Genomic DNA, 26,342 nt, shown 5'->3' with positions numbered 1-26,342 from the left:
CGCGCTCGACGTGATCCGCGAGATGGCCAGGGTCGAGGGCGCCGTCGTCGGCGCGGGCACCGTGCTCACCCCCGACGACGTCAAGGCGAGCCTGGACGCTGGCGCGCGCTTCCTCGTCTCGCCSGGCCTCACCGACCGGCTCGCCAACGCCGCGATCGGCACCGGGCTGCCCTTCCTGCCGGGCACCGCCAATGCCGGCGACATCATGCGCGGCCTCGACATGGGGCTCACCCATTTCAAATTCTTCCCCGCCATGGCCAATGGCGGCATCCCCGCGCTCAAGGCGCTCGCCGCACCGCTCGCCGCCGCCCGCTTCTGCCCGACCGGCGGGATCACCGAGGACAATGCCCGCGACTGGCTCGCGCTCGATGCGGTGCTGTGTGTGGGTGGAAGCTGGATCGTCCCCGCAGGCAAGCCCGATATCGCCGAGATCGTGAAGCGCGCCAAGGCGGCGGCGAAGCTGAAGGCCTAGCCGCGGCGGTCAGACGGAGAGAAAGGGAAGGCTATCAGCCTTCGCTCCAGGTCAGAACTTGAAGGCGGTTCCGATGTAGATCGCCTGGCTGTCGCGCCGCTGGTCGCTGCTCAGGTCGAGCCGCTCGCGCTGGGACTTGTAGCGGACGCCCCCCGAGAGCTCGAGGTTGCGGGTCAGCGAGAAGGAGGTACCGAGATCGACCGACATCGCCTCGTCCGGCCCGCCGATCGGGGCGTTGCCAGTGGCGCGCTCGGCACCGAACAGCAGGCGGGTGCTCCACTTGCGGCCCGAATAGCTCAGACCGATATCGGCCATCTCGCGGCCCTCGGGGACGACGCCGCCGTCGATCTTGGCGAAGTCGCCCGACAGCGCGAAATGCTTCCAGCCCAGCGAGGCGCCCAGGCTGTAGGCGCTAGGAGCGAGGCCTGCGGAGAGCGTGGTGCTGTTCGCGGCAGCGAGCGTGCCGGCACTGGGCCGGTTGCTCGAACGGGCGCGAATCGCGACGGTCACGGCGCGCTTGCCGTTGCCGCCCGAGGGGGTGAAGCGAAAACCGGGATCGTTGAAGCTGCCGCCGACGCGATCGAACAGGGCGGCCTGCCGCGGATCGGCGGCGGTCGGCGTGAAGAAGCCGATGCCGCGGGCCTTCTTCTTGTCGATCTTGACCTTGGGGGCGGGTGCTGGCTTGGCGGACATCGCAGGGACGACAAAGGCCATCGACGCAGCCGCAGCGGCGCCAAACAGCACTTTTCTGACCCCCTTTGCCATCATCCTGCACAACTCGATTTTATTCTATATAGGGCGCACTAGCATCGCCAACGAGTCGATGCCAGCCGACTTTCCGCGAATTTTCAGAGTCCTGGGCGAAAAAAAGACATTGTTGCATTTACTCCACAGCTGGCGCCACGCGCGGCGCTGCAACGCGTCAAGATCGCTTGCGGGTCCGGGGGTTCCGACTATAACGGCCGGCATCGCGATACCATCGATCCCCAAGGACGCCCGGACATGACCAGCCGCACCCTCCGCACCGCGACCGCCATCGCCCTCGTCGCCCTGCTGGCAGGCTGCGGCGGCGGCCGGAACAAGGCGCAGTTAGCCTCCGACGTGGCGGCCGCCAAGACGACGACGATCGGCATCAACACCTATTTGTGGAAGGCGTCGCTCGAGACGCTGAGCTTCATGCCGCTGCTGCAGACCGATTCGAACGGCGGCGTGATCGTCACCGACTGGTATGTGAATCCCAACCAGCCGGCCGAGCGGATGAAGCTGACCGTCACCATCCTCGATTCCGACCTGCGCGCCGACGCCGTCCGCGTCGCGGCGCAGCGCCAGGTGCTGTCGAACGGCAATTGGGTCGATTCGGCGGTCCAGGCCGCGACCGTGCAGAAGCTCGAGGACATCATCCTGACCAAGGCGCGCGATCTGCGCCGCGCCACCATCAGCGTCGGATAGACAGAGAAGCGGAATATCAGTGAGCGCGCGTTTCAACCATCTGAAGGCCGACGCGCACTGGCAGGGTGTCTGGGAAAGCCAGGGCACCTTCCGGGCGCGCGACGACAGCCCCAAGCCGAAGACCTATGTGCTGGAGATGTTCCCCTATCCTTCGGGGCGCATCCATATGGGCCATGTCCGCAACTATACGATGGGCGACGTGCTCGCCCGCTATCGGCGGATGAAGGGCTATGAGGTGCTCCACCCGATGGGATGGGACGCCTTCGGCATGCCGGCCGAGAATGCGGCGATGGAGAAGAAGGTCCATCCGGGCGACTGGACACGCGCCAACATCGCGGCGATGCGCGCGCAGCTCAAGCGGATCGGCTTCGCGCTCGACTGGAGCCGCGAGCTGGCGACCTGCGAACCCGATTATTACGGCCAGGAACAGGCGCTGTTCCTCGAACTCTATGCGGCGGGCCTCGTCTACCGCAAGGAATCGGCGGTCAACTGGGACCCGGTCGACATGACCGTGCTCGCCAACGAGCAGGTGATCGATGGGCGGGGCTGGCGCTCGGGCGCGCTGGTCGAGCGGCGCAAGCTCAACCAGTGGTTCCTCAAGATCACCGATTTCGCCGACGAACTGCTCGACGGCCTCAAGACGCTCGACCAGTGGCCCGAGAAGGTCCGGACGATGCAGGAGAACTGGATCGGCAAGTCGCAGGGCATGCGCTTCACCTTCCGGCTCGACGCTCCGGCCGGCAACCAGACCAGCCTCGACGTGTTCACGACACGGCCCGACACGCTGTTCGGCGCCAGCTTCGCGGCGGTCGCCGCAGACCATCCGATCGCCCAGGCGCTGAGCTCGGGCAATCCGGCGCTGCAGGACTTCATCGCCGAGTGCAAGCGCACCGGCACCGCCGCGGCCGAAATCGAGACCGCCGAGAAGAAGGGCTACGACACCGGCCTCTCGGTGGTGCATCCGCTCGACCCGAGCTGGAAGCTGCCGCTGTTCGTCGCCAATTTCGTGCTGATGGACTATGGCACCGGCGCGGTGTTCGGCTGCCCCGCGCACGACCAGCGCGACCTCGACTTCGCGCGCAAATATGCGCTGCCGGTCAAAAGGGTCGTCGCCCCCTCCCCCGAAGAGGCCGCCGCGCCGATCGGCGACGAGGCCTATGTCGGCCCCGGCCGCATCGTCAATTCGGCCTTCCTCGACGGCCTGTCGGTCGAGGAGGCCAAGGCGGCGGTGATCGCGCGCGGCGAGGCCGAGGGCTGGGGCACCGGCACCACCGTATGGCGGCTGCGCGACTGGGGCGTGTCGCGCCAGCGCTATTGGGGCACGCCGATCCCGATCATCCATTGCGACGATTGCGGACCGGTCGGGGTTCCCGTCGACCAGCTTCCCGTCGTGCTGCCCGAGGACGTCAACTTCGACATTCCCGGCAACCCGCTCGACCGCCATCCGACCTGGAAGCATGTCGACTGCCCCAGCTGCGGCAAGCCCGCGCGGCGCGAGACCGACACGCTCGATACCTTCGTCGATTCCTCCTGGTATTTCATCCGCTTCGCCAGCCAGCCATCGGACAAGCCGTTCGACCGCGCCGTGGCCGAGAGCTGGATGCCGGTGGGGCAATATATCGGCGGGGTCGAGCATGCGATCCTCCACCTGCTCTACGCGCGCTTCTGGACCCGCGCGCTCGAACGGATCGGCAAGATCTCGGTCAAGGAGCCGTTCACCGGCCTGTTCACCCAGGGCATGGTGACGCACGAGACCTACAAGGGTCCCGACGGACAGTGGCTGAGCCCCGAGGAGATCTCGAACGGCGCGGTGATCGCGACCGGCCAGCCGGTGACGGTCGGCCGCATCGAGAAGATGTCCAAGTCGAAGAAGAACACCGTCGATCCCGGTCCGATCGTCGAGCAATATGGCGCGGACGCGGTGCGCTGGTTCATGCTGTCCGACAGCCCGCCCGAACGCGACCTGGAATGGACCGAGAGCGGCATCGAGGGCTGCTGGCGCTTCGTCAACCGGCTGTGGCGCATCACCGATGCCGCCGAAGCGGGAGACGGCGGCGACCGGGAGCTGGACCGCAAGCTCCACAAGGCGATCGCGGGCATCGCCGCCGACATCGAGGGGCTGGGCTTCAACCGCGCCGTCGCCAAGGTCCACGAGCTCGCCAACGCGATCGAGAAGGCCGCGCCCTCGGCGAGCCGCACCGCCGCCGCCCGCGCCCTCGTCCGCCTCGTCGCGCCGATGGTGCCGCATCTCGCCGAGGAGGCCTGGGACCGGCTCGGCGAGCAGGGACTGGTTGCCGACGCGCCCTGGCCGGAGCATGATCCCGCCCTGCTGGTCGATGACGAGGTGACGATCGCGGTGCAGATCAACGGCAAGCTGCGCGACACGCTGACCGCCCCCAAGGGCGCGCCGAAGGACGCGCTCGAACGGATGGCGCTCGAATCCGACAAGGTCGCCAAACTGCTCGAGGGCAACACGCCGAAGAAGATCATCGTCGTGCCCGATCGCCTGGTGAACATCGTCGCATGACCCGCGCGCTGCTCCTGGCCTGTGCGATCGGCATGGCGGCGGCGCTGCCGGGCTGTGTGCTGCACCCGCTCTACGCCGATGGCGGCGCGGGCTCGGTCGCCTCGTCGCTGCGGGCCGTCGAGGTCTCGGCGATCGGCGGCCAGAATGGCTGGCTGATCCGCAACGCGCTCAACGACCGGCTCCACCGCCAGGGCGAGACGACCCCGCGCTTTCGGCTCGAGGTCGAACTCGACGACCAGATCACCGGCTTCGGTATCCGGCAGGACAATGCGATCAGCCGCGAGCGGCGGACGCTGCGCGCCCGCTATCGCCTGCTGGACGCGGCAACCGGCGGCGTGCTGCTCGACCAGACCGCCGCGTCCGATGCCGGCATCGACGTCACCGGTTCCGAATATGCCACCGTCGCCGCCGAGCAGACCGCGCTCGAACGGCTGGCCGAGAATCTCGCTGACCAGATCGTCGCGCGGCTGGCCACCTATGCGGGGCGCAGCGCGGCCCAGTGAAAGCCGACGCCGGCCAGATCGCGCGCGCGCTCGACAAGCCCGATCCCGCCATCCGGCTGATCCTCCTCTACGGCCCCGACGAATCGGGATCGCGGGCGCTGGCCGCCCGCATCGACAAGGCGATGGGCGCCGATGCCGAGCGGATCGATCTCGGCGGCAGCCAGCTCAAGGACGATCCCGCTCGCCTCGCCGACGAGGCCGCCTCGATCTCGCTGTTCGGTGGCGCCCGGCACATCAGGGTCGACCCGGCGGGCGACGAGATCGTCGACGCCGCCGCGGCGCTGCTCCAAGCGACGTCGGCCGGCAACCCGGTGGTCGCGATCGCGGGCAACCTGCGCAAGGACGCGAAGCTGGTGAAGCTCGCCCTCGCCTCCCCCGCCGCGCTCGCCTTCGCCTCCTATCTGCCCGAGGGGCGGCAGGCCGACCAGGTCGCCGTCGAGATCGGCCGCGAGCTCGGTCTGCGGCTCGAACCGCGTGCCGCCCAGGCGATCGTCTCCGCGACCAACGCCGACCGGGGCCTGATGGCGCGCGAGCTGGAAAAGCTGGCGCTGTTCCTCGACGCCAGCCCCGAGGACCCCAAACCCGCCGACAGCGCCGCCTTCGAGACGATCGGGGCCGCCAATGACGAGAGCGATCTCAGCGCGATCGTCGATGCGGTGATGGGCGGACGGCCCGACCAGGCTGCTTCCGAGCTGGCGCTGATCGGCGCGTCCGAGGCGATCGGCGCGGTCCGTGCGGTGCTGCGCCGCCTTGCCCAGATCGCGCCGCTGCGCGCCGAGGTCGCGGGCGGGCAGAGCGTCGAATCGGTGATGGCAGGTGCCGGCCGGGCGATTTTCTGGAAGGATCAGAAGGTCGTGGCCGGGCTTCTTCAGCGTTGGTCGCCGGATCGCATCGCCACCGCCACTACCCGTCTCGCCGCGCTCGAACGCGCCTATAAGCGCTCGGGATCGCCCGGCCTGGTGCTGATCGGCGAGGAGCTTCTCACCATCGCGCGGGTCGCGGCGGCAGCACGGCGCTGAGCCTCGAGGAAGCTTGCTGAGACGGGATCTGAGGACGTTCGGTCGCCGTCTGAACATCCCCGTCGCTCCAGCAAAAGCTGAGCCCATGTCTCAAGCGGCTGAGATTCCGTCTTAAGAGAGCAAGCGGCAGGGCTTGCGACTCCTCGATGCGCCCGCCGCTTTCCAGGAGCAGCGGGTTTTTCGTCAATGCTTTAGCCTCGGATTTCGATCCGACGGCCGAGATGGTTCACACCGGATCTCAGATCGGCTCGCCGCTCAGCCGCTGGCAGACGAGATCGAGCTGGTCGAGGGTCGAATAGGCGATGGCGATGCGGCCGCCCTTTTCGCCATGCTCGATCGTCACCTTGAGGCCGAGGATGTCGCCGAGATGGCGTTCGAGCGCAGCGATGTCGGTGTCGGCGGGCGGGCTCGGTCGCGGCGTAGCCGACCTGGGGGCATCGCCACCGCTCCGGCCGGCCCGGACCAGCTTCTCCGCGGCACGCACCGACAGGTCCTGCTCGACCACCTGCTCGGCCAGCTCCTCGGCATTGGGAACGGTGACGAGCGCGCGGGCGTGGCCCATGCTGAGCCGGCCGTCGGCGACCATGTCGCGGACCGGCTTGGGCAGGTCGAGCAGCCGCATCAGATTGGCGACATGGCTGCGCGACTTGCCGACCAGCTTGGCCAACGCCTCCTGGGTATGGCCGAAGTCGCCGACGAGGCGCTGGTAGGCCTCGGCTTCCTCGATCGCGTTGAGATCCTCTCGCTGGACATTCTCGACGATCGCCAGTTCGAGCGTCTCGGCGTCGGACAGCTCGCGGATGATCACCGGCAGCTCATGGATGCGCGCGCGCTGCGCCGCGCGCCAGCGTCGCTCGCCGGCGATGATCTGATAGCCGCCGCTATGGGGATGCGGGCGGACGACGATCGGCTGGATCAGCCCGCGCGCACCGATCGAGGCGGCGAGCTCGTCGAGCGCGGCAGCGTCGAAATGCCGGCGCGGCTGGTCGGGATTGGGCTCGATCGCGGCGACTGCGACCATCTGGATCCCGGCGGGACGGGCGGCGCCCGGCGCGAGCGGCTGCTCGGCCGTGACTTCGCCGAGCAGCGACGACAGGCCCCGTCCGAGGCCACGGCGCGGGCCATCGGCGCTCATGCCGCCTGCGCCTTGCTGGTCAGCCGGGCGATGCATTCGCGGGCGAGCGCGATATAGGCTTCGGAGCCCGGGCAGCGGACGTCGTAGATCAGCGCCGGCACGCCATGGCTCGGCGCCTCCGACAGGCGCACATTGCGCGGAATCACCGTTTCGAACACCACATCCCCCAATACGTCGCGCACGTCGGCGGCAACCTGCTCGGACAGCCGGTTGCGCCGGTCGTACATGGTCAGCGCTACCCCCAGAATCGACAGCCCGGGATTGAAGCGCGCGCGCACCCGCTCGATTGTCTGGAGCAACTGGGTCAAACCTTCGAGCGCGAAGAACTCGCATTGCAGCGGCACCAGCATCATGTTCGCCGCGACCAGCGCATTGACGGTGAGCAGCCCGAGCGAAGGCGGACAATCGATCAGACAGACGTCCCAGCGATTCTCGTCCTGGGCAAGCGCGTCGTGCAGCCGGTGGGTGCGCTTCTCGACATCGATCAGCTCGATCTCGGCGCCGGTGAGGTCGACGGTCGCCGGCACGATATCGAGGCGCGGGATTCGAGTCGGTACCACGGCCTCGCCCAGCGAGCAGTCACGGCGCAGAAGCTCGTAGCTTGACCGGTCGCGCGCGGCCTGGTCGATGCCGAGGCCGGTGGAAGCATTGCCTTGCGGATCGAAATCGACCAGCAGCACGCGCCACCCCGTCGCCGCGAGCGCGGTCGCAAGGTTGATCGCCGTGGTGGTCTTGCCCACCCCGCCCTTCTGGTTCGCGATCGCGATGCGGATCATCGATGTTCCTTCTGGCGCTTGGCCTTCTGGCGCGTGGCGTTGGGCCGGACCTGCGACGCGACGATGATCGCCGCCTCGGAGTCGGTCATGCTCGGAACGACCCGGAAATCACCCTGCCACGAACCCGTGACGGCTTCCAGTTCGGATACGGCGCTGCGGCCTTTCGGCAGCAGCCAAACCGTCCCCGGATGGGAGAATCGGTGCGCCAGCGGCAGTAGCCGGTCGAGCGGCGCGAAGGCACGCGCGCTGATCACATCCTGCGGGCTCGCTTCGAGCAGTTCGAGCCGCTGGCCCGCCACCGCGACCCGGTCGGCCAGGCCGAGCGACTCGGCCATGAACCGCAGGAAGTCGATCCGCTTGCGGCGCGATTCGACGAGAATCATCTCAAGCTCGGGCCGCATCAGCGAAACCACCAGCCCCGGAAAGCCGGCTCCCGATCCGAGGTCGATCCACCTGCGGGCCCCGTCCGGCGCCAGCGGCAGGAGTTGGGCCGAATCGACGATGTGGCGGGTCCAGATATGATCGGCGGTCGAGGCCGCGATGAGATTCTGGTTCGGCATTTCGTTGAGGACCATCGCGACGAGCCGTTCGAGCGCCGCCGCCGTTTCACGTGGAACATGGCGGTCGATCCAGGCCCGCGCCTCCTCCTCGGTCATGCCGCAAGCCGCCGGGCATGGACCATGATCGCGGCGAGCGCCGCGGGCGTTATGCCGCGCACCCGCCCCGCCGCAGCAAGGTCGGCCGGGCGGGCCGCATTAAGACGCTCGACCATCTCGTTGGAGAGACCGGCGATCGCGCCATAATCGGCGATCGCGCCGAGCCCGATCCGCTCGTCGGACCGCAGCCGGGCGATCTCGTGGTCCTGCCTCGCGATATATGGCGCATAGCGGCCGTCCTGAATCACCTCGGCCCTCACCTCGGGTGCTGTGTCGGCAAGCCCCGGTTCCAGCGCGAGCAATTCGGCGTCGCCCACCTCCGTGTAGCGTAGCCATTCGCTCAAGGGACGACGGGCATGGTCGGATGCCAGTGCGGCGCCGGCGGCGATGAGCTCGGCCGCCCCGGCGATGCGCGCTGCCAGATGCTCGCCCATGTGTGCGCGCTCCGCCTCGCGTTCCACGTGGAACGCGAGGCGCGCATCGGAGATAGCTCCATGACCATCGGCCCATGTCGTGAGCCGCGTCCCAGCATTGTCGGCGCGGAGCCGCAGTCGATATTCAGCACGCGCGGTCAGCATGCGATAAGGTTCGGAGACCCCCTGCAGGGTGAGGTCGTCGATCATTACCCCGATATAGCTCGTGGCCCGATCGAACCGGATTTCTGCGCGACCGGATGCAAAGGCGGCCGCGTTCATTCCGGCCGCGAGCCCCTGCGCGGCGGCTTCCTCATAGCCGGTCGTACCGTTGAGCTGACCGGCGCAGAACAGCCCCGGGAGCGCCCGCAACGCCAGGCCGGCGGTCAGCGCGCGCGGGTCGATATGATCATATTCGACCGCATAACCCGGCTGGACGATCGCGACGCGCTCGAGTCCCGGCACTGTCCGCAGCAGTGCGAGTTGGACGTCCTTGGGCAAGGAGGTGGAGACGCCGTTGGGATAGATGAGATGGTCGTCGAGACCCTCGGGCTCGAGAAAGATCTGGTGGCCGTCGCGATCGCCGAAGCGATGGACCTTGTCCTCGATGGATGGACAATAGCGCGGCCCTACCCCCGTGATCGCCCCGGAGAAGAGTGGCGAACGGTCGAGCCCGGCACGGATCACGTCGTGGGTGCGCTGGTTGGTGCGGGTGATCGCGCAGGCAAGCTGGGGCACACTTCGCATTGGCGTCAGCGCCGAGAAGGTCCAGCCGTCCTCATCGGAAGGCTGGCGATCGAGACCAGCCCAATCGATCGTCCGCCCGTCGAGGCGCGGCGGCGTTCCCGTCTTGAGCCGGGCGATCGGCAGGTCGAGCGCGCGGAGCTGTTCGCCCAGCCCCAGGGCCGCCGCCTCCCCCACCCGGCCGCCGGCGCGGCAGACCATGCCGAAATGCAACTTGGCGTTGAGGAAGGTGCCCGTGGCGAGAACAACCGCCTTCGCCGTCAAGCACCGACCATCGCCGAGGACGATACCCGATGTTCCACGTGGAACGTCCTCGATGATCAGCCGCTCGACCGATCCTTCGACGATCTCCAGTGAAGGCAGTTCGGCGAGCAGATCGTGGATGGCCGCCCGGTAAAGCTTGCGGTCGGCCTGGACCCTAGGCCCCTGTACCGCCGCTCCCTTGCTGCTGTTGAGCATGCGATAATGTATCGCTGCGCGGTCGGCGGCGCGGGCTATCAGCCCGTCGCAGGCGTCAACCTCGCGCACCAGATGCCCCTTGCCGAGTCCACCAATTGCGGGATTGCACGACATCGCGCCGATCATGTCGCGGCGCATGCTGACGAGCGCCGTCCGCGCGCCCATCCGCGTCGCCGCTGCCGCCGCCTCGCAGCCGGCATGGCCGCCACCGACCACGATCACATCAAAGCTGTCCGCCATGCTTGCGCGCTATCCGAGCGGCGTGCCCAAGTCAAAGAATCAACAAAAAGCGGCTTGGATGCAGTTGCCACCGACACCCAAGCCGTTGATTTTATGCTGCCTTTTTCTCCAGACGGTTTTTCAGCCACAAACTGATATTATCGTTATAGCCGCTCCAAGCTGCTTCGCCCTCAAGCTTCGCCACGATCAACTTATCGTTACCATCGAGACAGGTCTTGAGATTGTTTCGAATCGCGACAGCGCTTTGGTGGGTCTCTATGATCCAAACCGATCCTTGGGCGTGCCAATAGGTAGGATACTCTTTGAGCTTAGCAATCAGATCCGTGTAATTTTGGCCCTGCTTGATAAGGTCGTACGTAATTATGAAAGTAGCCATTATCCTGCTCCATGAGCAAATGGCTAGGCTTGACACTAAGCCGAAAGGGAATCATGCTTCCCAGAGTCATTTACGACTATTGTTCCGCAGCCTAGCCTGGTGACGCGGAATACCAAAATACGGAGCCGTCGAGGGTTGCCGCCCTTGGCGGCTCCTAATGATTCTGGCGTCCAGATGATGGTGAATGAGTCGTTTCTCTAAGTCAACGGGATTCAACCCCTTGGAGGGACTCATAATAGAACCACCATATCTAGTAGATTTCCCAGTAAATCGCCGGACGATCCACGTGGAACAGTCCCTATTTTCCGATGCAGAATCGCCCGAAAAGGCCGTCGAGCATATCCTCGGTTCCCGCCCGCCCGGTCAGAGCGTCGATCGTCGTGCGCCCCAGGCGCAGCGCCTCGGCGACCAGCACAGGATCGTCCTCGCCGCGCGCGAGGCCCAGCGTTTCGCCGAGCCGGTCGAGCGCCGCGCGTTGGCGGGTCGACAGCGCCGCCTCCCCCTCGCTCGGCAGCAACGCGCCAGCCTGCTCGAGTAGCAATGCCACGAGTCTGTCAATTCCCTCCCCGTTTTGCGCCGACAGCACGACGTGGTGCGCGGCCGCGTCGAGGATCCGCCGGTCGGCCTGCGCACCGATGCGGAGCGCCCCCGCCGGCGCCTCATCCGGATCGCCGAGCCAGAGGACGATATCGGCGGCGGCGATGGCGCGCGTCGCGCGGTCCATGCCGATCGCCTCGACCGCGTCGCCGCCGCCGTCATGGAGCCCGGCGGTATCGATGAGCAGGAAGGCAACGCCACCAAACGCCACCGGCGCCTCGATCAGGTCGCGGGTCGTCCCCGCGATTGGGGTAACGATCGCGGCGTCCCGGCCAGTCAATGCATTGAACAGTGTCGACTTTCCGGCATTGGGGGGCCCAGCCAGCACCACCCTCACCCCGTCGCGCAGCCGTTCCACGGGGAGCCGTCCGCGCCATCGGGCCACATCGGCGTCGAGCGCGGCAAGGTCGAGCGCGAAGCCCGGATCGAGGGCGCCGACATCCGCTTCGTCCGAGAAGTCGAGCTGCGCCTCCAGCCGCGCCGCGAGCGACAGCAGGCGATGCTGCCAGTCCTCGAGGGCGCGGCTCAGCGCCCCGTCGGCGAGCAGCATCGCGTTGCGGCGCTGGGCCTCGGTCTCGGCGGCGAGCAGGTCGGCGAGCGCCTCGGCCTCGTTGAGATCGATCCGCCCGGTCTCGAAGGCGCGGCGGGTGAACTCGCCCGGCACGGCCGGACGCAGGCCCGGCAGGCGGCCGAGCGCGGCCAGCACCGCCGCGGTCACCGCGCGACCGCCATGGAGATGAAGCTCGGCCATATCCTCGCCCGTCGCGCTGCCCGGGCCGGGCAGCCACAGCAGGAGAGCGCGGTCGAGCGCGGTGCCGTCCTGCGGATCGACCAGGGTGCGCAGCGACGCGCGGCGGGCGGCGGGACGCGCCTTTCCCGTCAGCCGGTCGATCGCCCCACCCGCGCCCCGGCCGCTGATCCGCACCACCGCCACGCCGGCCGGCGGCGCGCCGCTCGACAGCGCGAAGATCGTGTCGGGCGCCGGTCCGGCGCCGGGGCTATTTCCCGCCGCCGCCGGCACGGCTGATCTGGTCGAACATCGAGCGCCACAGGTTCATGCCGGCCTCGCCCATCGGCATCCAGTTGCGCATCATCGTTTCCATCGTGTCCGGCGTCACGCCTTCCTCGATCATCTTCTTCATCTTGTCGATATAGACCGCATGAACGCCCGACATGTCGGGAAGGCCCATGAAGCGCCGCGCCTCTTCGGGCGTGCAGTCGACGTCGACGGTGATCTTCATGCGCGCCCTCCGGGTCATTGAAACGTCCTGCCCCATGGCTAGAGTCTCCGAAAGCCCCTGTCCATGACGATGTCCGCGCGCCAGTCCGGGATGACCAGCCAGATGACCACCCTGCTTCGCTCCCCGATCGGCCCGATCCTGATCCAGGCGGATGGCCTATCGCTGCACTCCATCCGCATCCTCGCGGAGGACGACGCGATACCGTCGACGGCAACGGAAGGACCAGCGAGCGGTCCGGCGGCCGACGCGGTCCGGCAACTCCGCGCCTATTTCGACGATGGGGTCGCCGATTTCGATCTGCCGCTGGCTCCTGCCGCGACCCCACGCGGGGCGGCGCTGCGCGCGGCGATCGTCGCGATCGCGGCCGGCGACACGCTGAGCTACGGCGCGCTCGCCCGGATCGCCGGGTCGGCCCCGCGCGCGATCGGCCAGGCTTGCGCCCGAAACCCGTTCCCGATCGTCGTCCCTTGCCACCGGGTGGTAGGCAGCGGCGGCGCGATCGGCCATTATTCCGCCGGACGCGGGATCATCACGAAAACATGGTTGCTCGACCATGAGAGACGAGGAGGCCTTCTATGAAAAGCTATACCGAGATCAAGACGCTGCACGGCGATGACGAATTCCTCGCCTACACCTCGCAGCCCATCTCCCAGCCCAAGGCGGCGATCATCGTCATCCAGGAGATCTTCGGGGTGAACGACGGCATTCGCATCAAGTGCGACCAGTGGGCCGAGCAAGGCTATCTCGCGGTGGCGCCCGACCTGTTCTGGCGGATCCGGCCTGGGATCGAGCTCGATCCCGACACGCCCGATCAGATGCAGGAAGGCCTCAAGCTGTTCGGCCAGTTCGACCAGGAAGCCGCCATCCGCGATATCGAGGCGACCATCCGCGACACCCGCGCGATGATCGATGGCGGCAAGGTCGGCGCGGTCGGCTACTGCCTCGGCGGGCGGCTCGCCTATATGACCGCCGCACGCACCGACATCAACGCCAGCGTCGGCTATTATGGCGTCGGGCTCGACGGGTTGCTCGGCGAGGCGCATGCGATCGCCCATCCGCTGCTGCTCCACATCGCCGGCAACGACGGATTCGTGCCGCCGGACGTCCAGAAGAAGATGCACGAAGGCCTCGATGGCCACCCCAAGGTGACCCTGTTCGACTATCCCGGCGTCGATCACGGCTTCGCGACCACGATGGGCAATCGCCGCGTCGAGGAGGCCGCGACGCTCGCCGACAGGCGCACCCAGACCTTCTTCGCCGAGCATCTCGCATGAACGACCCCGCGGCCGACCGGCGGCTCGTCGCCGGCGCCTTCGGCGGTCCCGAGGTGATCATGGCCGAAACGCTGGCCGACCGCCCGGTCGCCGCCGGGCTCGTCCGGGTTCGGCACCGGGCGATCGGGGTCAACTTCATCGACACCTATCATCGCAGCGGCCTCTATCCACAGCCGCTCCCCGCCCCGCTCGGGGTCGAGGCGGCGGGGGTGGTCGAGGCGATCGGCGCCGGGGTCGAGGGAACCGAGATCGGTCGCCGGGTCGCCTATGTCACCGCGAGCCCCGGCGCCTATGCGAACCGGATCGACATCGATCCTGCGCTGCTCGTCGCCCTGCCAGACAGCATCGACGACGAGACCGCGGCCGCGGTGATGCTCAAGGGAATGACCGTCCAGACCCTCGTCAAGGGCTGCGCCCGGATGGAGGCGGGACAATGCGCGCTCGTCCACTCGGCCGCCGGCGGGGTCGGGCGGCTGATGGTGCAATGGCTGGCGGCGATCGGGGTGCGCGTGATCGCCCATGCCGGAACCGCCGAGAAAGCCGCGACCGCGCGCCGGCTCGGTGCCGAAGCCGCGTTCCATGGCCCCTATGACGGGCTCGCTGCCGCCGTGCGCGCGGCGAATGGCGGCAAGGGCGTCGATGTCGTGTTCGACGGCGTCGGGGCGGCGAGCTGGACGGCCTCGCTCGATTCGCTGCGCCCGCGCGGGCTGATGGTCAGCTTCGGCAACGCTTCGGGCCCGGTCCCGCCGATGAGCCCGCTCGAACTGGCCGGGCGCGGGTCGCTGTTCCTGACCCGCCCGCGCGCGTTCGACTATGTCGCCACACGGGCCGAACTCGATGCCGTCGCGGCGGACCTGTTCGCGATGATTGCCAGCGGCAGGCTGTCGGTCGAGGTCGGGCTGCGCCTTCCGCTCGCCGAGGCGGCCGAGGCGCACCGCGCGCTCGAAGGGCGGCGGACGACCGGCTCGATCATCCTCATCCCCTGAGGGCATCGCCACCAACAAAAAAGGGCCTGCCGAAGCAGACCCTCCTTGTGTCCGATGCCGCTGCGATCAGGCCGCCTGGATGATCAGCGTCCGGCGGTTACGGGTCCGCATCATCGCGCCGACCAAGCCGAAGCCGAGGATCAGCATGGCCCAGGTCGAGGGCTCCGGCGCGACCGAGACGGGACCCGAGACGCTCGAGAGGTCGCCCTGGAAATAATTGTTGTGGATCTCGCCGTTCGCGTTCTGGCGGACGTTGTTGCCGATCACGGTGCCGTCGATATTGCCGCTGTTGCCGCCGGTGATGTCGGCGAAGACGCCGAGGACCGAGCCGCTGAACTGGCGGCCGATATCGACCGTGGTGGCCTGGTAGAAGTTGAACAGCACCCGGTTGTCGCCGTTGAAGCGATTGAAGTTGCGGTTGAAGTCGATGTCGGTGCCGGCGACGTTGACGACCAGCGTCGCATCGTTCGGCAGGCTGACGAGCAGCTGCTGGTTGTTGTTGCCCTCGAACATCGCTTCCGACCAGTTGAGAACGTGAAGGCCGCTGCCGGTCACGGTGATCGACTGGTTGTTGCTGTCGCCGCCCACGGTCACGCCGCTGGTGTTGGCCAGGGCGGCAAGGTTCTGGCTGAGGCTGGTCAGCGATGCCTTGATATCGTTCGACTGGCTCTGCAACGTGCTGGTGAAATTGCTGCCGCCACCGGTGAAGGTGGTGTTGTTCGCCCAGGCGCCGTTGTTGCTGCCGCCATAGGTGACGGTGTTCTGGCCGTTGTTGTTGAACGTGCCGCTGACGTTACCGCCGACGCTGATGCCGCCACCCGCGTTGACGCTGCCGTTGAGCGCGGCGTTGCCGACCACGGTCAGGGCCGGCGTGCCGTAGCTGCTCGACGGGATATTGTTGTTCTGGATGGTGAAGTTGCCACCGGGGTTGAAATTGCCGCCGACGAACACCCGCCCGTCCACATGGTTGTAGGACGTGAAGTTGTTGAACGAGACGACGTTCCATTCCTTGAGCGCGGCGATGCCGGTCGAGGCCGACTGGCCGACCAGCGCGGCGGATGCCTGCCCGGCCCCGGCCACGGCCATCAGCCCGGCGACGACAATCGGAAGAGCACGGAACATACGCATCGCTTCACCCCATCCAACCAAGCGGGACATTCACCCCAGCCCACAAACGGATACCATCTGCATGTTCCCTAGCAGACGTCCGAAGAGTTTTCCAGTAATAAAATGCGTTCCACCAGTTGTCATACGCTCGAACGGCCCGGAAGCAACTGTAAAAAAAACCGACACTCCTGTAAAAGACGAATTAATATTAAGTTAAACTTGAAGGAAACGCAGAACAGCAAAGTAAATGATCGTAAACCATTGCAACATTTCCCGGCCGCGGGAGAGCGCTCCCCCGCGTCAAAAAACTGCCGGCAAAGGGGATTCAGGCGATCAGCGGCCAGACCTGGTGGCTGCCTTCCCAGATCATCTTGGCAGCGACGTAGAGAATCACGGCCAGGCCGACATAGGCGATCCAGCGGTAGCGCTCGATGTAGCGGGCGATGAAATTGGCGGCGATTCCCATCAGCGCGACCGACAGCAGCAGGCCGATGACGAGGATGCCGGGATGCTCGCGTGCCGCACCGGCGACCGCGAGGACATTGTCGAGGCTCATCGAAACGTCGGCAACGGCGACCGCCCAGGCCGCGCCGAGGAAGGTCTTGGTCTGGGGAATCCCATCATGCTCGGTGGGATCCGAACCCTCCGGGGCTCCGGCGTGGCGGAGTTCGCGGAACATTTTCCACGACACCCAGAGCAGCAGGAAGCCCCCCGCCAGCACCAGCCCGACGATGCTCATCAACAGGCTGACGCTGACCGCGAAGACGATGCGCAGGACGAGCGCGGCGACGATACCGATCAGGATGACCTTGCGCCGCTGGTCCACCGGCAGGCCGGCGGCGAGCGCACCGACGACGATGGCATTGTCGCCGGCCAGCATGATGTCGATCATCAGCACCTGCAGGAAGGCGGCCATCGCCGTCGGGCTGGTGATGTTGGAAAAATCCGCGACGATGTGATTCCAGAGCTCGACCATGTCCTTTCCCTAGCCGAAAGCTTCGGCCTGTCGAGCCTGTAACCGTGATCCGTGCGACGGCATTCCCGGCCGGACGCGGATCATCCAGCAGGCCGCGGTGAAACGGACCTGGCCATCGGTCCGATAAGGGTCGAATCCGGCGCGGACCGCCGCGACGATAGGGGCCCTTTCCGCCTCGTCGAGGGTCGGGAGGACCCGCGCCAGCGGACCGAGCCGGACCGAATAGGTGTCGAGCTCGGCGTCGGACAGGGCGCAGTCGACGTCGACCGGCTCGATCTCGATCCCGCTCCAGCCGCCCGCGCCCAGAATCCGGCGCACCCGATCGGGGTCGGCGAAGGCGAACTGGCCCGGAGCGTCGGGGTCGCGCGGAGGCTGTGGCGGCAGCAGCGGTGCCGCCGCACGCTCGGCCGCCGTCATGAAGGGGTTGTCGGCCGCGCCGCGCCAGACCAGCATCGCCAGTCCGCCACCCGGCCGAACCGCCGCCCGCAGACCGGCGAAGGCGCGGACCGGATCGCCGAAGAACATCACGCCGAAGCGCGACATGACCAGGTCGAAGCCCGCCGGGGCGAAGCCATGGCCCTCCACATCGGCTTGGACGAAGCGCGCCGCTATCCCTTCGCGCGCGGCGCGATCGCGGGCGAGCGCGATCATCGGCGCGGAGATGTCGACGCCGGTGCAGTCGCCGGCCGACCCGAGCGCACGCGCGACGGCGAGCGTGGTCGCGCCGGTGCCGCAGCCGACATCGAGCACCCGCCCGCCCGACGTCTCCCGCGCCGCCTCGACCAGCAGCGTCTCGAATGGCGCGAACAGCCGGTCGAGCAACGCCTGTTCGTCGACCCAGGCCTGCCCGGCCACGCCGTTCCACAGCGCCTGCTGCTCGGCGCGCCTCGTTTCGGGATCGCTCATGGTCATCTCCTTCGGCTTGTCCTCGAATCGGGAAATCCTATCGTGCCACTTCAAGTCGACTTGAGGTCAAGCCATGCGCGATCTGGTAGTGGGTCGGTTTGAATTTTGGGGTACGCCAGAGCTGCCTACCGGGCGATAAGGCGGCATGACCTTTGACATTCACGATAGCGCAGACCGCTATGTCGCTCTGAGCGCGGAAGAGGCCTTGGCCAAGGTGCGAGCGCTGATTGAGGCTGGTCGCGACCCGTATGTTTATGACCGCTTCGGCGATCCGATGGGGTTGGCAGATTTGGAAGAGGCTGCGCGTAATGGCTAAGCCCCCCAAACGCCCGCACGATCCGGCGGCCCGCCACGCTGCGCGTCGGCCTGCGCCATGCCGCCGCCTGTCCCGCGCCGGACCAGCTGCAATGTCCCAAATTCCGCCGGATATTGAGAATGAACGGCCAGCGGCGGAGCGCCGATCCCGTCATCTAGGGGATCGATATCTGCGATCGATCAAATGCGTTGGCTTTATCTGCGAATGATTCGCAAATACAGGCCATGCCCACCGACCTGCTCAAGACCCTGACCTATCTGACCATCCACCTCACGGTGGGATTCAGCGTCGCCTATCTGATGACCGGATCGGCCGAGATCGCCGGCGGGATCGCGCTGGTCGAACCCTGCGTCAACGCGATCGCCTTCTTCTTCCATGAAAAAGCCTGGAAGGGCTTCCTGTCGGGGCGTTCCATCGAGCCGGCCGCAGCGACCTGAAACCGATGGGGTTCCCGCTCCAACGCCGGGAACCGATCAACCGACACTCTGATCCGAAGGGGGGCTCAGACCTTCACCAGCTCGACATAGAGCCAGCCGCGCAGCCCCGCGAGCAATCGAAGCTTCATCACGAGCTTCTCGAAGAAGGTCGCGATCAGGAAGAGCGGGCCGACCCGGTAGAACATCGCCGGATATTGCCCGTGCCGCTCGAAGGCGTCGATGCGGAAGCCGTGCGCGGCGGCATAATGCCCGATCTGGCGCCGGTCGTTCGTCCGGTATGCGGTCGGGAAGACGTCGATCTCGTCGCGTCCCTCGAAACGGCGGACGATTCCGGCGTGGAAGCGGTTCGGGGTGAGCCGCGAGACGATCGAAACATAGTCCCAGCGATTGGCGGTCAGGAAGATCCAGCGCCCGCCCGGCTTGAGCAGCCGTGCCGTTTCGCCATAGACCGCGTCCGGATCGACGACATGCTCCATCACCGAGCGCGAATAGATCAGGTCGACCGAGCCGTCAGGCAGCGGAATCCGTGCGAGATCGGCCTCGATCAGTTCCATGCCGGGCTGCGGCGCGAGCGGTACCAGGTCGACGCCGATCAGCGTCGCGCCGCTCTCGCGCAATTCCTGGAGATTGGGGGCGGTATGGCCGCAGCCCGCGTCGAGGACGGTCAGGCCTGGGGCGGCGAGTTCGAGAAGCCGCCGGCGCAGGCGACGATAGGGATGCTCGACATGCGCCCAGAAGCGCTTGTAGGTCCAGTCGGTCAGCCCCCCCAAGCCGCGTCCCCTCTCGCCCGCCTACTGGTTCATCGAGTCGAAGAAGTCCTCGTTGGTCTTCGAGTCCTTCATCTTGTCGAGCAGGAACTCCATCGCGTCGATGGTCCCCATCTGCATGAGGATGCGGCGCAGCACCCACATCTTGCTGAGCTTGCCCTTGTCGACCAGCAGCTCTTCCTTGCGGGTGCCGGACTTGCCGACGTCCATCGCCGGGAAGATGCGCTTGTCGGCGACCTTGCGATCGAGCACGATCTCCGAGTTGCCGGTGCCCTTGAACTCTTCGAAGATCACCTCGTCCATGCGGCTGCCGGTGTCGATCAGCGCGGTGGCGATGATCGAGAGCGAGCCGCCTTCCTCGATGTTGCGCGCGGCGCCGAAGAAGCGCTTCGGCCGCTGCAGCGCATTGGCGTCGACACCGCCGGTCAGCACCTTGCCCGACGAGGGGACGACGGTGTTGTAGGCGCGGCCGAGGCGGGTGATCGAGTCGAGCAGGATCACCACGTCCTTCTTGTGCTCGACGAGGCGCTTGGCCTTCTCGATCACCATCTCGGCGACCTGGACGTGGCGCTGCGCGGGCTCGTCGAAGGTCGAGGAGATCACCTCGCCCTTCACCGAGCGCTGCATGTCGGTGACTTCCTCGGGCCGCTCGTCGATCAGCAGGACGATCAGGAAGACCTCGGGATGATTGTCGGTGATCGCCTTGGCGATGTTCTGGAGCAGCACGGTCTTGCCGACCCGCGGCGGCGCGACGATCAGCGCGCGCTGGCCCTTGCCCTGCGGCGCGACGATGTCGATGACGCGCGCCGACTTGTCCTTGACCGTCGGGTCGAGATTGTCGAGCGTCAGCTTCTCTTCGGGATAGAGCGGCGTGAGATTGTCGAAATTGACCCGGTGGCGGACGACGTCGGGATCGTCGAAATTGATCGAGATCAGCCGGGTCAGCGCGAAATAACGTTCACCGTCCTTCGGCGCGCGGATCTCGCCTTCGACGGTGTCGCCGGTGCGCAGGCCGAACTTCCGGACCTGGTTGGGCGAGACGTAGATGTCGTCGGGGCCGGCGAGATAATTCGCCTCGGGGCTGCGCAGGAAGCCGAAGCCGTCGGGCAGCACTTCGATCGTGCCCTCGCCCATGATCTGCTCGCCATTCTCGGCCTCGACCTTGAGGATCGCGAACATCAGGTCCTGCTTGCGCATCGTCGACGCGCCCTCGACGCCAAGCTCCTCGGCCATCGTGACGAGATCGGCGGGGATGGTCTTCTTGAGGTCCTTCAGGTGCATCGACGGAGATCCTGGGTGTTCTGGCGGTTCTGGGAGGTTCGAGGGCGGCGATGGGAAGGCCGCTTCGGTTCTGCAGGAGATAAGGGCCCAGCGCGAACGGCGGGCCTGCTCTAGGCCGGGAGGTAAGCGCGGGCGGGTTTCAAGTCAAGCGTCTGGCGACGCCCGGTCGATCTTCCCGTCATTCCCGCTTCCGCGGGCGGACGAACCGGAAGCGGCTATCTCAGAACGGCCGCACGATGACGAGGATCACGATCACCGCCGTCGCGATGCCGGGAATCTCGTTCATGAAGCGCAAGGCCTTGTCCGACGGAGCACGATAGCCGGCCGCCATACGCTTGCCATAGCCGACCGCCCAGCCGTGGAAGCCCGACAGCAGCAGGACCGTCGCGAACTTCGCCTGGAACCAGGGGACGGCCCATAGCGCCTGGTCGAAGGCGAGCGTCAGCCCGAAGATCCAGACCAGCACCATCGCCGGGGTGATGATGATCGAGCGCAACCGACGTTCGCGTTCGATCCAGGCACGATCCTCGGCCGATCCGGGGAGCGCGGCGTGATGGTAGATGAAGAAGCGCGGCAGCATGAACAGCCCCGCCATCCAGAAGATGACGAAGATCAGATGCGCGGCCTTCACCCATGGATAGGCATTGCCCAGAAAACCCATCGGCACGTCGATCGGCAATAGCGTCATGATCTACCCCCTGACCCTCGCCAGCAGTCTTTCGACATGGGCGATCGGCGTGTCGAGCAGGATTCCATGGCCCAGGTTGAACACATGCGGCCGCCCGGGGAAAGCCCCGCGGATGGCGTCGACCGCCGAATCGAGCGTCTCGCCCCCGGCGATCAGCGCCAGCGGGTCGAGATTGCCCTGCACGGTGAGTCCCTCGGGCAGGCTGGCATGCGCCCACGCCGGATCGACCGTCTCGTCGAGCCCGATCGCATCGACCCCGGTTTCGCGGGCATAGGCGGGAAGCTTGCCGCCGGCGCCCTTCGGAAAGCCGATGATCGGCACCCCCGGATGGCGTTCGCGGAGACGGCGGACCAGTTCGGCGGTCGGCGCGATCACCCAGCGCTCGAATTCCCGCGGGGCGAGACTCCCCGACCAGCTGTCGAACAGCTGCACCGCGTCGACGCCCGCCTCGATCTGCTTCGACAGATAGTCGGTGGTGGCGTCGACCAGCGCGTCGACGATCGCCGCGAACCCCGCCGGATCGCGATAGGCCTTGCGCCGGGTCTCGGCCTGCTCGCGGCTGCCCTGCCCCGCGACCATGTAGGTGGCGACGGTCCACGGGCTACCCGCGAAGCCGAGGAAGGTGGTTTCCGCGGGCAGTGCCGCGCGCACCCGGCGGACGGTGCCGTAGATCGGTTCGAGCCGCTCGGGCACGGCCACCAGCTCGGCGAGGGTCCGGTCGACCAGGGTCGGGGACAGGCGCGGCCCCTCGCCTGCCTCGAAGCGCAGGTCCTGGCCCATCGCATGCGGGATGATCAGGATGTCGGAGAACAGGATCGCCCCGTCGAAGCCGAAGCGCCGGATCGGCTGCAGGGTGATCTCGGCCGCCGCATCGCTGTCATAGACCAGTTCGAGGAAGCCGCCCTTGTCGGCCCTGAGCGCGCGATATTCGGGAAGATAGCGTCCCGCCTGGCGCATCAGCCAGATCGGGGGCGGGTCGCGGCGCTCACCCCGGAGCACGGCGAGCAGGGGACGCGTTTCGGCGGACAGGACTGCCATTATCTTCCTTATAGAGATTCTTAAAAGAGGATCTGAAGAGATAGTAGGGCGTTGCGAGCCGGGGTTTATTCACAGTGGGCGCGATTGCCAACAGCTTGACTCATGCGGAACCGCCGCGACGTTCCGAGTCCCTTCCGTCATACCCATTATCCACAGCCTGTGGATGATCCCAGCCCCTTGTGGATGAATCGACGGACATCGGGGCCGTCAGCGGGGATGAATCCGCCGCTTGAAACGATACCCAGCCTTCCGCTAGCTCCATCCGCATGTTTTTCCACAGACCCATCCCCGTAGCCCGCTTATGATCCGGCTGCACCTGCATCTGCTGTCGGACTCGACCGGCGAGACGCTGGAGAACATCGCCAAGGCCGGGCTCGCCCAGTTCGAGGGAGTCGAGACGATCAAGCATTTCTGGCCAATGGTGCGCAGCCAGGGCCATCTCGATCGCATCCTCCTCGAAATCGCGCAACGGCCGGGACTGGTCATTTTCACCCTGGTCAACAACGACATCCGCACCCGGCTGGAATCGCGCTGCCACGCGCTGGGCCTACCCAGCGTCTCGGCGCTCGATCCGGTGATCGACGCGCTGTCGCAGCTGCTCGGGCAGCAGGCGCTGGCCCGGCCGGGTCGCCAGCACATCCTCGACGCGGCCTATTATGCGCGGGTCGAGGCGATCCAGTTCACCATCGCGCATGACGACGGCATCGCCCCCGAGGACTGGGAGGAGGCCGACATCATCCTGGCCGGGGTGTCGCGATCCTCGAAGACGCCGACCTCGATCTACCTCGCCAACCGCGGCTACAAGGTGGCCAATGTCCCGCTGGTGATCGAATCGCCGCCGCAGCCCTCCTTCTATTCGCTGGTCCACCCGCTGATCGTCGGCCTGACCACCAGCCCCGAGCGATTGATCCAGATTCGCCGCAACCGCCTGCTGTCGCTCAACCAGTCGCCCGAGACCGCCTATGTAGACCATGAGAAGGTCGTCACCGAACTGAGCTTCGCGCGGCGCATCTTTTCCGATCAGGGATGGCCGGTGATCGACGTCACCCGCCGCTCGATCGAGGAGACCGCGGCGGCGATCATCAACCTCGTCAACGAGCGCTCGTCGAAGGCGGAGGAGGCGTGAGGCGGTCCCTTCCATCCCCCTCGACGGGCTCTGCCGCTTCCCCTCCCCGTGCCGGGAAACAAGGGGTGGCCAACCCATGCTGATCCTCGCCTCGCAATCCGCGTCGCGCCGGGCGATGCTCGACGCGGCGGGGGTGCCGTTCGCCGCCATGGCTGCCGGAGTTGACGAAGAGGCGATGAAGACGGGCCTGCGCGCCGAGGGCGTCTCGCCCCGCAACCTCGCCGACGCGCTGGCCGAACTCAAGGCGACCAAGCTGTCCCGGCGCCACCCGACCGACCTCGTGCTCGGCTGCGATTCCACCGTCGCCTTCGACGACGGCACGATGATCGACAAGGCCGGAAGCCGCGAGGAACAGCGCGCCTTGCTGCTGCGGCTGAGCGGACAACGCCACAAGCTCCACAGCGCGGCGGTGATCTGCGAGGGCGGGGCGCCGGTGTGGCGCCATGTCGATACCGCCACCCTGCACGTCCGTCCGCTGGGCGAGGCGTTCATCGACGCCTATCTCGACGCCGAATGGCCCGAGATCGGCCATTGCGTCGGCGGCTACCGGATCGAGGGGCACGGTATCCAGCTCTTCTCGCGGATCGAGGGCAGCCAGTTCACCATATTGGGGCTGCCGCTGCTCCCGTTGCTCGACTATCTGCGGATCCGGGGGGCGATGCCGACATGAGCGAACTGCCATTTGCCGAGGTGATCGGCGATCCGATCGCCCATTCCAAGTCGCCGACGATCCACAAATTCTGGCTGGAACGCGCTGGAATCAAGGCGGATTATCGTGCGTCTCATGTGAGGTCCGAAGATCTTCGGACATTCCTCGAGGAACGCCGCCGAAACCCTTCCTGGCGCGGCTGCAACGTCACCATTCCCCACAAGCAGGCGGTGATGCCGCTGCTCGACCGCATCGATCCCGCCGCCGAGCGGATCGGCGCGGTCAACACGATCGTGCCGGAAGATGGCAAGCTCACCGGCTATAATACGGATTATGCGGGATTTCTCGAGCCGATCCGGCCGCTGCTGGCCCAGCAGCACCTGTTCCGCATGGCGCGCGTGTTCGGCGCCGGCGGCGCGGCCAAGGCGGTGGTGCTGGCGCTCCACGACCATGGCTTCACCATCGTGATCGCCGCTCGCGACCTCGACAAGGCGCGGGCGCTGCGCGAGAGCTTCGAGCCCGACGAGCGGCTGGTCGCCCCGATCGACATCTTCGCCGACCCGACCGACTTCCCGTTCGACGACCGCGAGGGGATTCTCGACCTCGTCGTCAACGCCACCTCGCTGGGCATGGACGGGCAGCCGCCGCTGGCGCTCGACTTCACCCATGTCCCGCCCGATTCGGTGGTCTACGACATCGTCTACGCCCCGCTCGAGACCCCGCTGCTCGCCGAGGCGAGAGCGCATGGCCTACGCACCGTCGACGGGTTGCACATGCTGATCGGCCAGGCGGCCGAGGCGTTCGGCCGCTTCTTCGGCCGCCCCGCCCCGCGCGATGCCGACGACATGTTGCGCGCACTGCTGGTCGCCTGACGCTGATGATCGTCCTCGGCCTCACCGGATCGATCGGCATGGGCAAGTCGACCGTGTCGGCGATGTTCGCGCGCGCCGGCGTGCCCGTCTACGACGCCGATGCCGAGGTCCACCGCCTCCAGGGCCGGGACGGCAAGCTGGTCGCGGCGATCGAGGCGGCCTTTCCCGGAACCGCTGGCCCGCACGGGATCGACCGTGCGGTGCTGGGCAAGGCGGTGCTCGGCGACAGGGCGGCGCTCCACCGACTCGAGCGAATCATCCATCCCGCGCTCGTCGAGTCGCGGCGGCTCTTCCTGCGGCGGCATCGCGCGCGGCCACTGGTGGTGCTCGACATCCCGCTGCTGTTCGAAAAAAAAGGCTGGCGGCAGGTCGACGCGATCGCGGTGGTCTCGGCCCCGGCATGGAAACAGGCGCGCCGCGTGCTAGCAAGACCCGGCATGAACCCGTTGAAACTCAAGCATATCCGCTCGCTGCAGCTGCCCGATCACGAAAAAAGGGCGCGCGCCGACTTCGTCATCGACAATGGCGGCACGATCGATCGGACACGCAGGGCCGTCCGTCATCTCGTCTCTTGCCTCACCGCGCGGGGAGTCCGATATTGTCGGCATGCGTGAAATCGTCTTCGACACCGAAACAACCGGCCTGAACCCCGCCACGGGAGATCGGCTGGTCGAGATCGGCTGCGTCGAACTGGTCAACCGGGTCGAGACCGGCCGGGCCTTCCACTGCTATTTCAACCCGCAGCGCCCGATGCCGTTCGAGGCCGAACAGGTCCACGGCCTGTCCGAACGCTTTCTCAGCGACAAGCCGCTGTTCGCCGACAAGGTCGAGGAGCTGCTCGAGTTCATCGGCGACGCGCCGCTCGTCGCGCATAATGCCAGCTTCGATTTCGGCTTTCTCAACTGGGAGCTCGGCGCCTGCGGCCGATCGATCGTCCATTTGGGCCGGATGGTCGACACGCTGCAGATCGCCCGCAAGATCCACCCTGGCGCCAAGCACAGCCTCGACGCGCTGTGCAGCCGCTACGGTATCGATCGCAGCCACCGGGTCAAGCATGGTGCGCTGCTCGATGCGCAGCTGCTGGCCCAGCTCTATGTCGAGCTGACCGGCGGCCGCCAGATCGGCCTGTCGATCGGCGAGGCGATCGTCGAGGAGGTGATCGTCGTCGCCAGCCCGCGCGCGGTGGTCGCGAGCCGGACGATCAGGGCGATCCGTCCCCATTTTGCAAGCGAGGAGGAACTGGAACGACACAGGGCGTTTGTTGAGAAGCTCGATGCGCCGCTCTGGCTGGAGGGCGCGGCGGGCTGAGGAA

At 66.9% G+C, this 26,342-nt stretch carries 30 protein-coding genes; 16 read left to right on the top strand and 14 right to left on the bottom strand.

Annotated elements, in window-relative coordinates; genetic code table 11:
- On the top strand, window positions 1-472 hold a 472-nt coding region (gene eda, locus ASE22_RS24700), incomplete at its 5' end, for a bifunctional 4-hydroxy-2-oxoglutarate aldolase/2-dehydro-3-deoxy-phosphogluconate aldolase (RefSeq protein ID WP_056366080.1).
- Between the two features lie 51 nt (window positions 473-523).
- On the opposite strand, the gene ASE22_RS24695 is transcribed toward eda, so the two are convergent.
- A complete protein-coding gene (locus ASE22_RS24695) occupies window positions 524-1,165 on the bottom strand; it encodes a porin (protein ID WP_235537442.1) in 642 nt (213 codons plus the stop codon).
- Window positions 1,166-1,474: 309 nt separating this feature from the next.
- On the opposite strand from ASE22_RS24695, the gene ASE22_RS24690 reads away from it, so the two are divergent.
- From ASE22_RS24690 to holA, 4 genes are read left to right on the top strand one after another with little or no spacing between them, the layout of a single operon-like run.
- Window positions 1,475-1,921 carry a DUF3576 domain-containing protein gene (locus ASE22_RS24690; RefSeq protein WP_056366074.1) on the top strand — a complete coding sequence of 149 codons (447 nt, stop codon included), beginning with the start codon at window positions 1,475-1,477 and terminating at the stop codon, window positions 1,919-1,921.
- 19 nt (window positions 1,922-1,940) lie between these two features.
- Window positions 1,941-4,448, top strand: a complete 2,508-nt coding sequence (leuS, locus tag ASE22_RS24685) for a leucine--tRNA ligase (protein ID WP_056366069.1) — start codon at window positions 1,941-1,943, stop codon at window positions 4,446-4,448.
- Window positions 4,445-4,951, top strand: coding sequence for an LPS assembly lipoprotein LptE (gene lptE / locus ASE22_RS24680; RefSeq protein ID WP_056366067.1), 507 nt, complete (start codon window positions 4,445-4,447; stop codon window positions 4,949-4,951). The genes leuS and lptE overlap by 4 nt, the downstream gene beginning before the upstream one ends.
- Window positions 4,948-5,970 (top strand): DNA polymerase III subunit delta, encoded by a 1,023-nt coding sequence (gene holA / locus ASE22_RS24675; RefSeq protein WP_056366064.1) that lies wholly within the window; start codon window positions 4,948-4,950, stop codon window positions 5,968-5,970. Before lptE ends, holA begins: the two co-directional genes overlap by 4 nt.
- Window positions 5,971-6,208: 238 nt before the next feature.
- Here holA and ASE22_RS24670 read toward each other — a convergent pair whose 3' ends face one another.
- From ASE22_RS24670 to mnmG, 4 genes are read right to left on the bottom strand one after another with little or no spacing between them, the layout of a single operon-like run.
- Complete coding sequence (locus tag ASE22_RS24670) at window positions 6,209-7,105, bottom strand: ParB/RepB/Spo0J family partition protein (protein ID WP_056366061.1); 897 nt, start codon at window positions 7,103-7,105, stop codon at window positions 6,209-6,211.
- Window positions 7,102-7,881 (bottom strand): ParA family protein, encoded by a 780-nt coding sequence (locus ASE22_RS24665; protein ID WP_056366058.1) that lies wholly within the window; start codon window positions 7,879-7,881, stop codon window positions 7,102-7,104. The genes ASE22_RS24670 and ASE22_RS24665 overlap by 4 nt, the downstream gene beginning before the upstream one ends.
- The gene (gene rsmG, locus ASE22_RS24660; protein ID WP_056366055.1) at window positions 7,878-8,537 is read right to left on the bottom strand and encodes a 16S rRNA (guanine(527)-N(7))-methyltransferase RsmG; all 660 of its coding nucleotides are present in this window, start codon (window positions 8,535-8,537) and stop codon (window positions 7,878-7,880) included. Before rsmG ends, ASE22_RS24665 begins: the two co-directional genes overlap by 4 nt.
- Window positions 8,534-10,393: a tRNA uridine-5-carboxymethylaminomethyl(34) synthesis enzyme MnmG gene (mnmG, locus tag ASE22_RS24655; protein WP_056366053.1), complete on the bottom strand. Its 1,860-nt coding sequence runs from the start codon at window positions 10,391-10,393 to the stop codon at window positions 8,534-8,536. The genes rsmG and mnmG overlap by 4 nt, the downstream gene beginning before the upstream one ends.
- Between mnmG and ASE22_RS27805 the strand changes: the two genes are divergently transcribed.
- On the top strand, window positions 10,392-10,784 hold the full coding sequence (locus ASE22_RS27805; RefSeq protein WP_156397263.1) for a hypothetical protein: 393 nt from the start codon (window positions 10,392-10,394) through the stop codon (window positions 10,782-10,784). The genes mnmG and ASE22_RS27805 overlap by 2 nt on opposite strands.
- A 283-nt stretch (window positions 10,785-11,067) precedes the next feature.
- On the opposite strand, the gene mnmE is transcribed toward ASE22_RS27805, so the two are convergent.
- Window positions 11,068-12,387, bottom strand: a complete 1,320-nt coding sequence (gene mnmE, locus ASE22_RS24645) for a tRNA uridine-5-carboxymethylaminomethyl(34) synthesis GTPase MnmE (RefSeq protein ID WP_056366048.1) — start codon at window positions 12,385-12,387, stop codon at window positions 11,068-11,070.
- The gene (locus ASE22_RS24640) at window positions 12,365-12,607 is read right to left on the bottom strand and encodes a DUF6489 family protein (RefSeq protein ID WP_056366043.1); all 243 of its coding nucleotides are present in this window, start codon (window positions 12,605-12,607) and stop codon (window positions 12,365-12,367) included. The genes mnmE and ASE22_RS24640 overlap by 23 nt, the downstream gene beginning before the upstream one ends.
- 63 nt (window positions 12,608-12,670) lie before the next feature.
- Between ASE22_RS24640 and ASE22_RS24635 the strand changes: the two genes are divergently transcribed.
- The 3 genes from ASE22_RS24635 to ASE22_RS24625 are packed head-to-tail and all read left to right on the top strand — an operon-like array spanning window position 12,671 to window position 14,867.
- Window positions 12,671-13,186, top strand: a complete 516-nt coding sequence (locus tag ASE22_RS24635) for a methylated-DNA--[protein]-cysteine S-methyltransferase (protein WP_235535983.1) — start codon at window positions 12,671-12,673, stop codon at window positions 13,184-13,186.
- Window positions 13,183-13,881, top strand: a complete 699-nt coding sequence (locus tag ASE22_RS24630; protein ID WP_056366040.1) for a dienelactone hydrolase family protein — start codon at window positions 13,183-13,185, stop codon at window positions 13,879-13,881. Before ASE22_RS24635 ends, ASE22_RS24630 begins: the two co-directional genes overlap by 4 nt.
- The gene (locus ASE22_RS24625; RefSeq protein ID WP_056366037.1) at window positions 13,878-14,867 is read left to right on the top strand and encodes a quinone oxidoreductase family protein; all 990 of its coding nucleotides are present in this window, start codon (window positions 13,878-13,880) and stop codon (window positions 14,865-14,867) included. The genes ASE22_RS24630 and ASE22_RS24625 overlap by 4 nt, the downstream gene beginning before the upstream one ends.
- Window positions 14,868-14,933: 66 nt before the next feature.
- Here ASE22_RS24625 and ASE22_RS24620 read toward each other — a convergent pair whose 3' ends face one another.
- The 3 genes from ASE22_RS24620 to ASE22_RS24610 all read right to left on the bottom strand — a co-directional run bounded on the left by ASE22_RS24620 (window position 14,934) and on the right by ASE22_RS24610 (window position 17,856).
- Window positions 14,934-15,995, bottom strand: coding sequence for a choice-of-anchor A family protein (locus tag ASE22_RS24620; protein WP_056366034.1), 1,062 nt, complete (start codon window positions 15,993-15,995; stop codon window positions 14,934-14,936).
- Window positions 15,996-16,299: 304 nt separating this feature from the next.
- Window positions 16,300-16,950: a TerC family protein gene (locus ASE22_RS24615; protein WP_056366031.1), complete on the bottom strand. Its 651-nt coding sequence runs from the start codon at window positions 16,948-16,950 to the stop codon at window positions 16,300-16,302.
- 9 nt (window positions 16,951-16,959) lie between these two features.
- Window positions 16,960-17,856, bottom strand: coding sequence for a class I SAM-dependent methyltransferase (locus ASE22_RS24610; protein WP_056366228.1), 897 nt, complete (start codon window positions 17,854-17,856; stop codon window positions 16,960-16,962).
- 145 nt (window positions 17,857-18,001) lie between these two features.
- Here ASE22_RS24610 and ASE22_RS27030 point away from each other — a divergent pair, with 145 nt between their 5' ends.
- Window positions 18,002-18,172, top strand: coding sequence for a hypothetical protein (locus ASE22_RS27030; protein ID WP_156397264.1), 171 nt, complete (start codon window positions 18,002-18,004; stop codon window positions 18,170-18,172).
- 224 nt (window positions 18,173-18,396) lie between these two features.
- Window positions 18,397-18,609 carry a DUF2061 domain-containing protein gene (locus ASE22_RS24605; protein WP_056366028.1) on the top strand — a complete coding sequence of 71 codons (213 nt, stop codon included), beginning with the start codon at window positions 18,397-18,399 and terminating at the stop codon, window positions 18,607-18,609.
- Window positions 18,610-18,674: 65 nt separating this feature from the next.
- On the opposite strand, the gene ASE22_RS24600 is transcribed toward ASE22_RS24605, so the two are convergent.
- The 4 genes from ASE22_RS24600 to hemE form a co-directional block, all read right to left on the bottom strand.
- A complete protein-coding gene (locus ASE22_RS24600; RefSeq protein ID WP_056366025.1) occupies window positions 18,675-19,379 on the bottom strand; it encodes a class I SAM-dependent methyltransferase in 705 nt (234 codons plus the stop codon).
- Window positions 19,380-19,400: 21 nt separating this feature from the next.
- The gene (gene rho / locus ASE22_RS24595; protein ID WP_056366022.1) at window positions 19,401-20,657 is read right to left on the bottom strand and encodes a transcription termination factor Rho; all 1,257 of its coding nucleotides are present in this window, start codon (window positions 20,655-20,657) and stop codon (window positions 19,401-19,403) included.
- 220 nt (window positions 20,658-20,877) lie between these two features.
- Complete coding sequence (locus ASE22_RS24590; RefSeq protein WP_235535984.1) at window positions 20,878-21,345, bottom strand: CopD family protein; 468 nt, start codon at window positions 21,343-21,345, stop codon at window positions 20,878-20,880.
- Window positions 21,346-21,348: 3 nt separating this feature from the next.
- Complete coding sequence (gene hemE, locus ASE22_RS24585) at window positions 21,349-22,383, bottom strand: uroporphyrinogen decarboxylase (RefSeq protein ID WP_056366019.1); 1,035 nt, start codon at window positions 22,381-22,383, stop codon at window positions 21,349-21,351.
- A gap of 301 nt (window positions 22,384-22,684) precedes the next feature.
- On the opposite strand from hemE, the gene ASE22_RS24580 reads away from it, so the two are divergent.
- The 5 genes from ASE22_RS24580 to dnaQ all read left to right on the top strand — a co-directional run bounded on the left by ASE22_RS24580 (window position 22,685) and on the right by dnaQ (window position 26,338).
- Window positions 22,685-23,509: a pyruvate, water dikinase regulatory protein gene (locus ASE22_RS24580; protein ID WP_056366016.1), complete on the top strand. Its 825-nt coding sequence runs from the start codon at window positions 22,685-22,687 to the stop codon at window positions 23,507-23,509.
- A 76-nt stretch (window positions 23,510-23,585) separates the two neighbouring features.
- Complete coding sequence (locus ASE22_RS24575) at window positions 23,586-24,179, top strand: Maf family protein (protein ID WP_056366013.1); 594 nt, start codon at window positions 23,586-23,588, stop codon at window positions 24,177-24,179.
- Window positions 24,176-25,030, top strand: a complete 855-nt coding sequence (aroE, locus tag ASE22_RS24570) for a shikimate dehydrogenase (RefSeq protein ID WP_056366012.1) — start codon at window positions 24,176-24,178, stop codon at window positions 25,028-25,030. Before ASE22_RS24575 ends, aroE begins: the two co-directional genes overlap by 4 nt.
- A gap of 5 nt (window positions 25,031-25,035) precedes the next feature.
- Window positions 25,036-25,644, top strand: a complete 609-nt coding sequence (gene coaE / locus ASE22_RS24565; RefSeq protein WP_056366009.1) for a dephospho-CoA kinase — start codon at window positions 25,036-25,038, stop codon at window positions 25,642-25,644.
- Entirely contained in the window at window positions 25,637-26,338 is a 702-nt protein-coding gene (gene dnaQ / locus ASE22_RS24560) for a DNA polymerase III subunit epsilon (protein WP_056366006.1), read from the top strand. Before coaE ends, dnaQ begins: the two co-directional genes overlap by 8 nt.
- The last annotated feature ends 4 nt before the right edge of the window (window positions 26,339-26,342 follow it).

Source organism: Sphingomonas sp. Root720 (assembly GCF_001428605.1).
In the GTDB taxonomy this organism is placed as follows: Bacteria; Pseudomonadota; Alphaproteobacteria; order Sphingomonadales; family Sphingomonadaceae; genus Rhizorhabdus.
The sequence above is the reverse complement of the archived record's forward strand: the minus strand, read 5'-3'. Positions and strand labels throughout refer to the sequence as shown.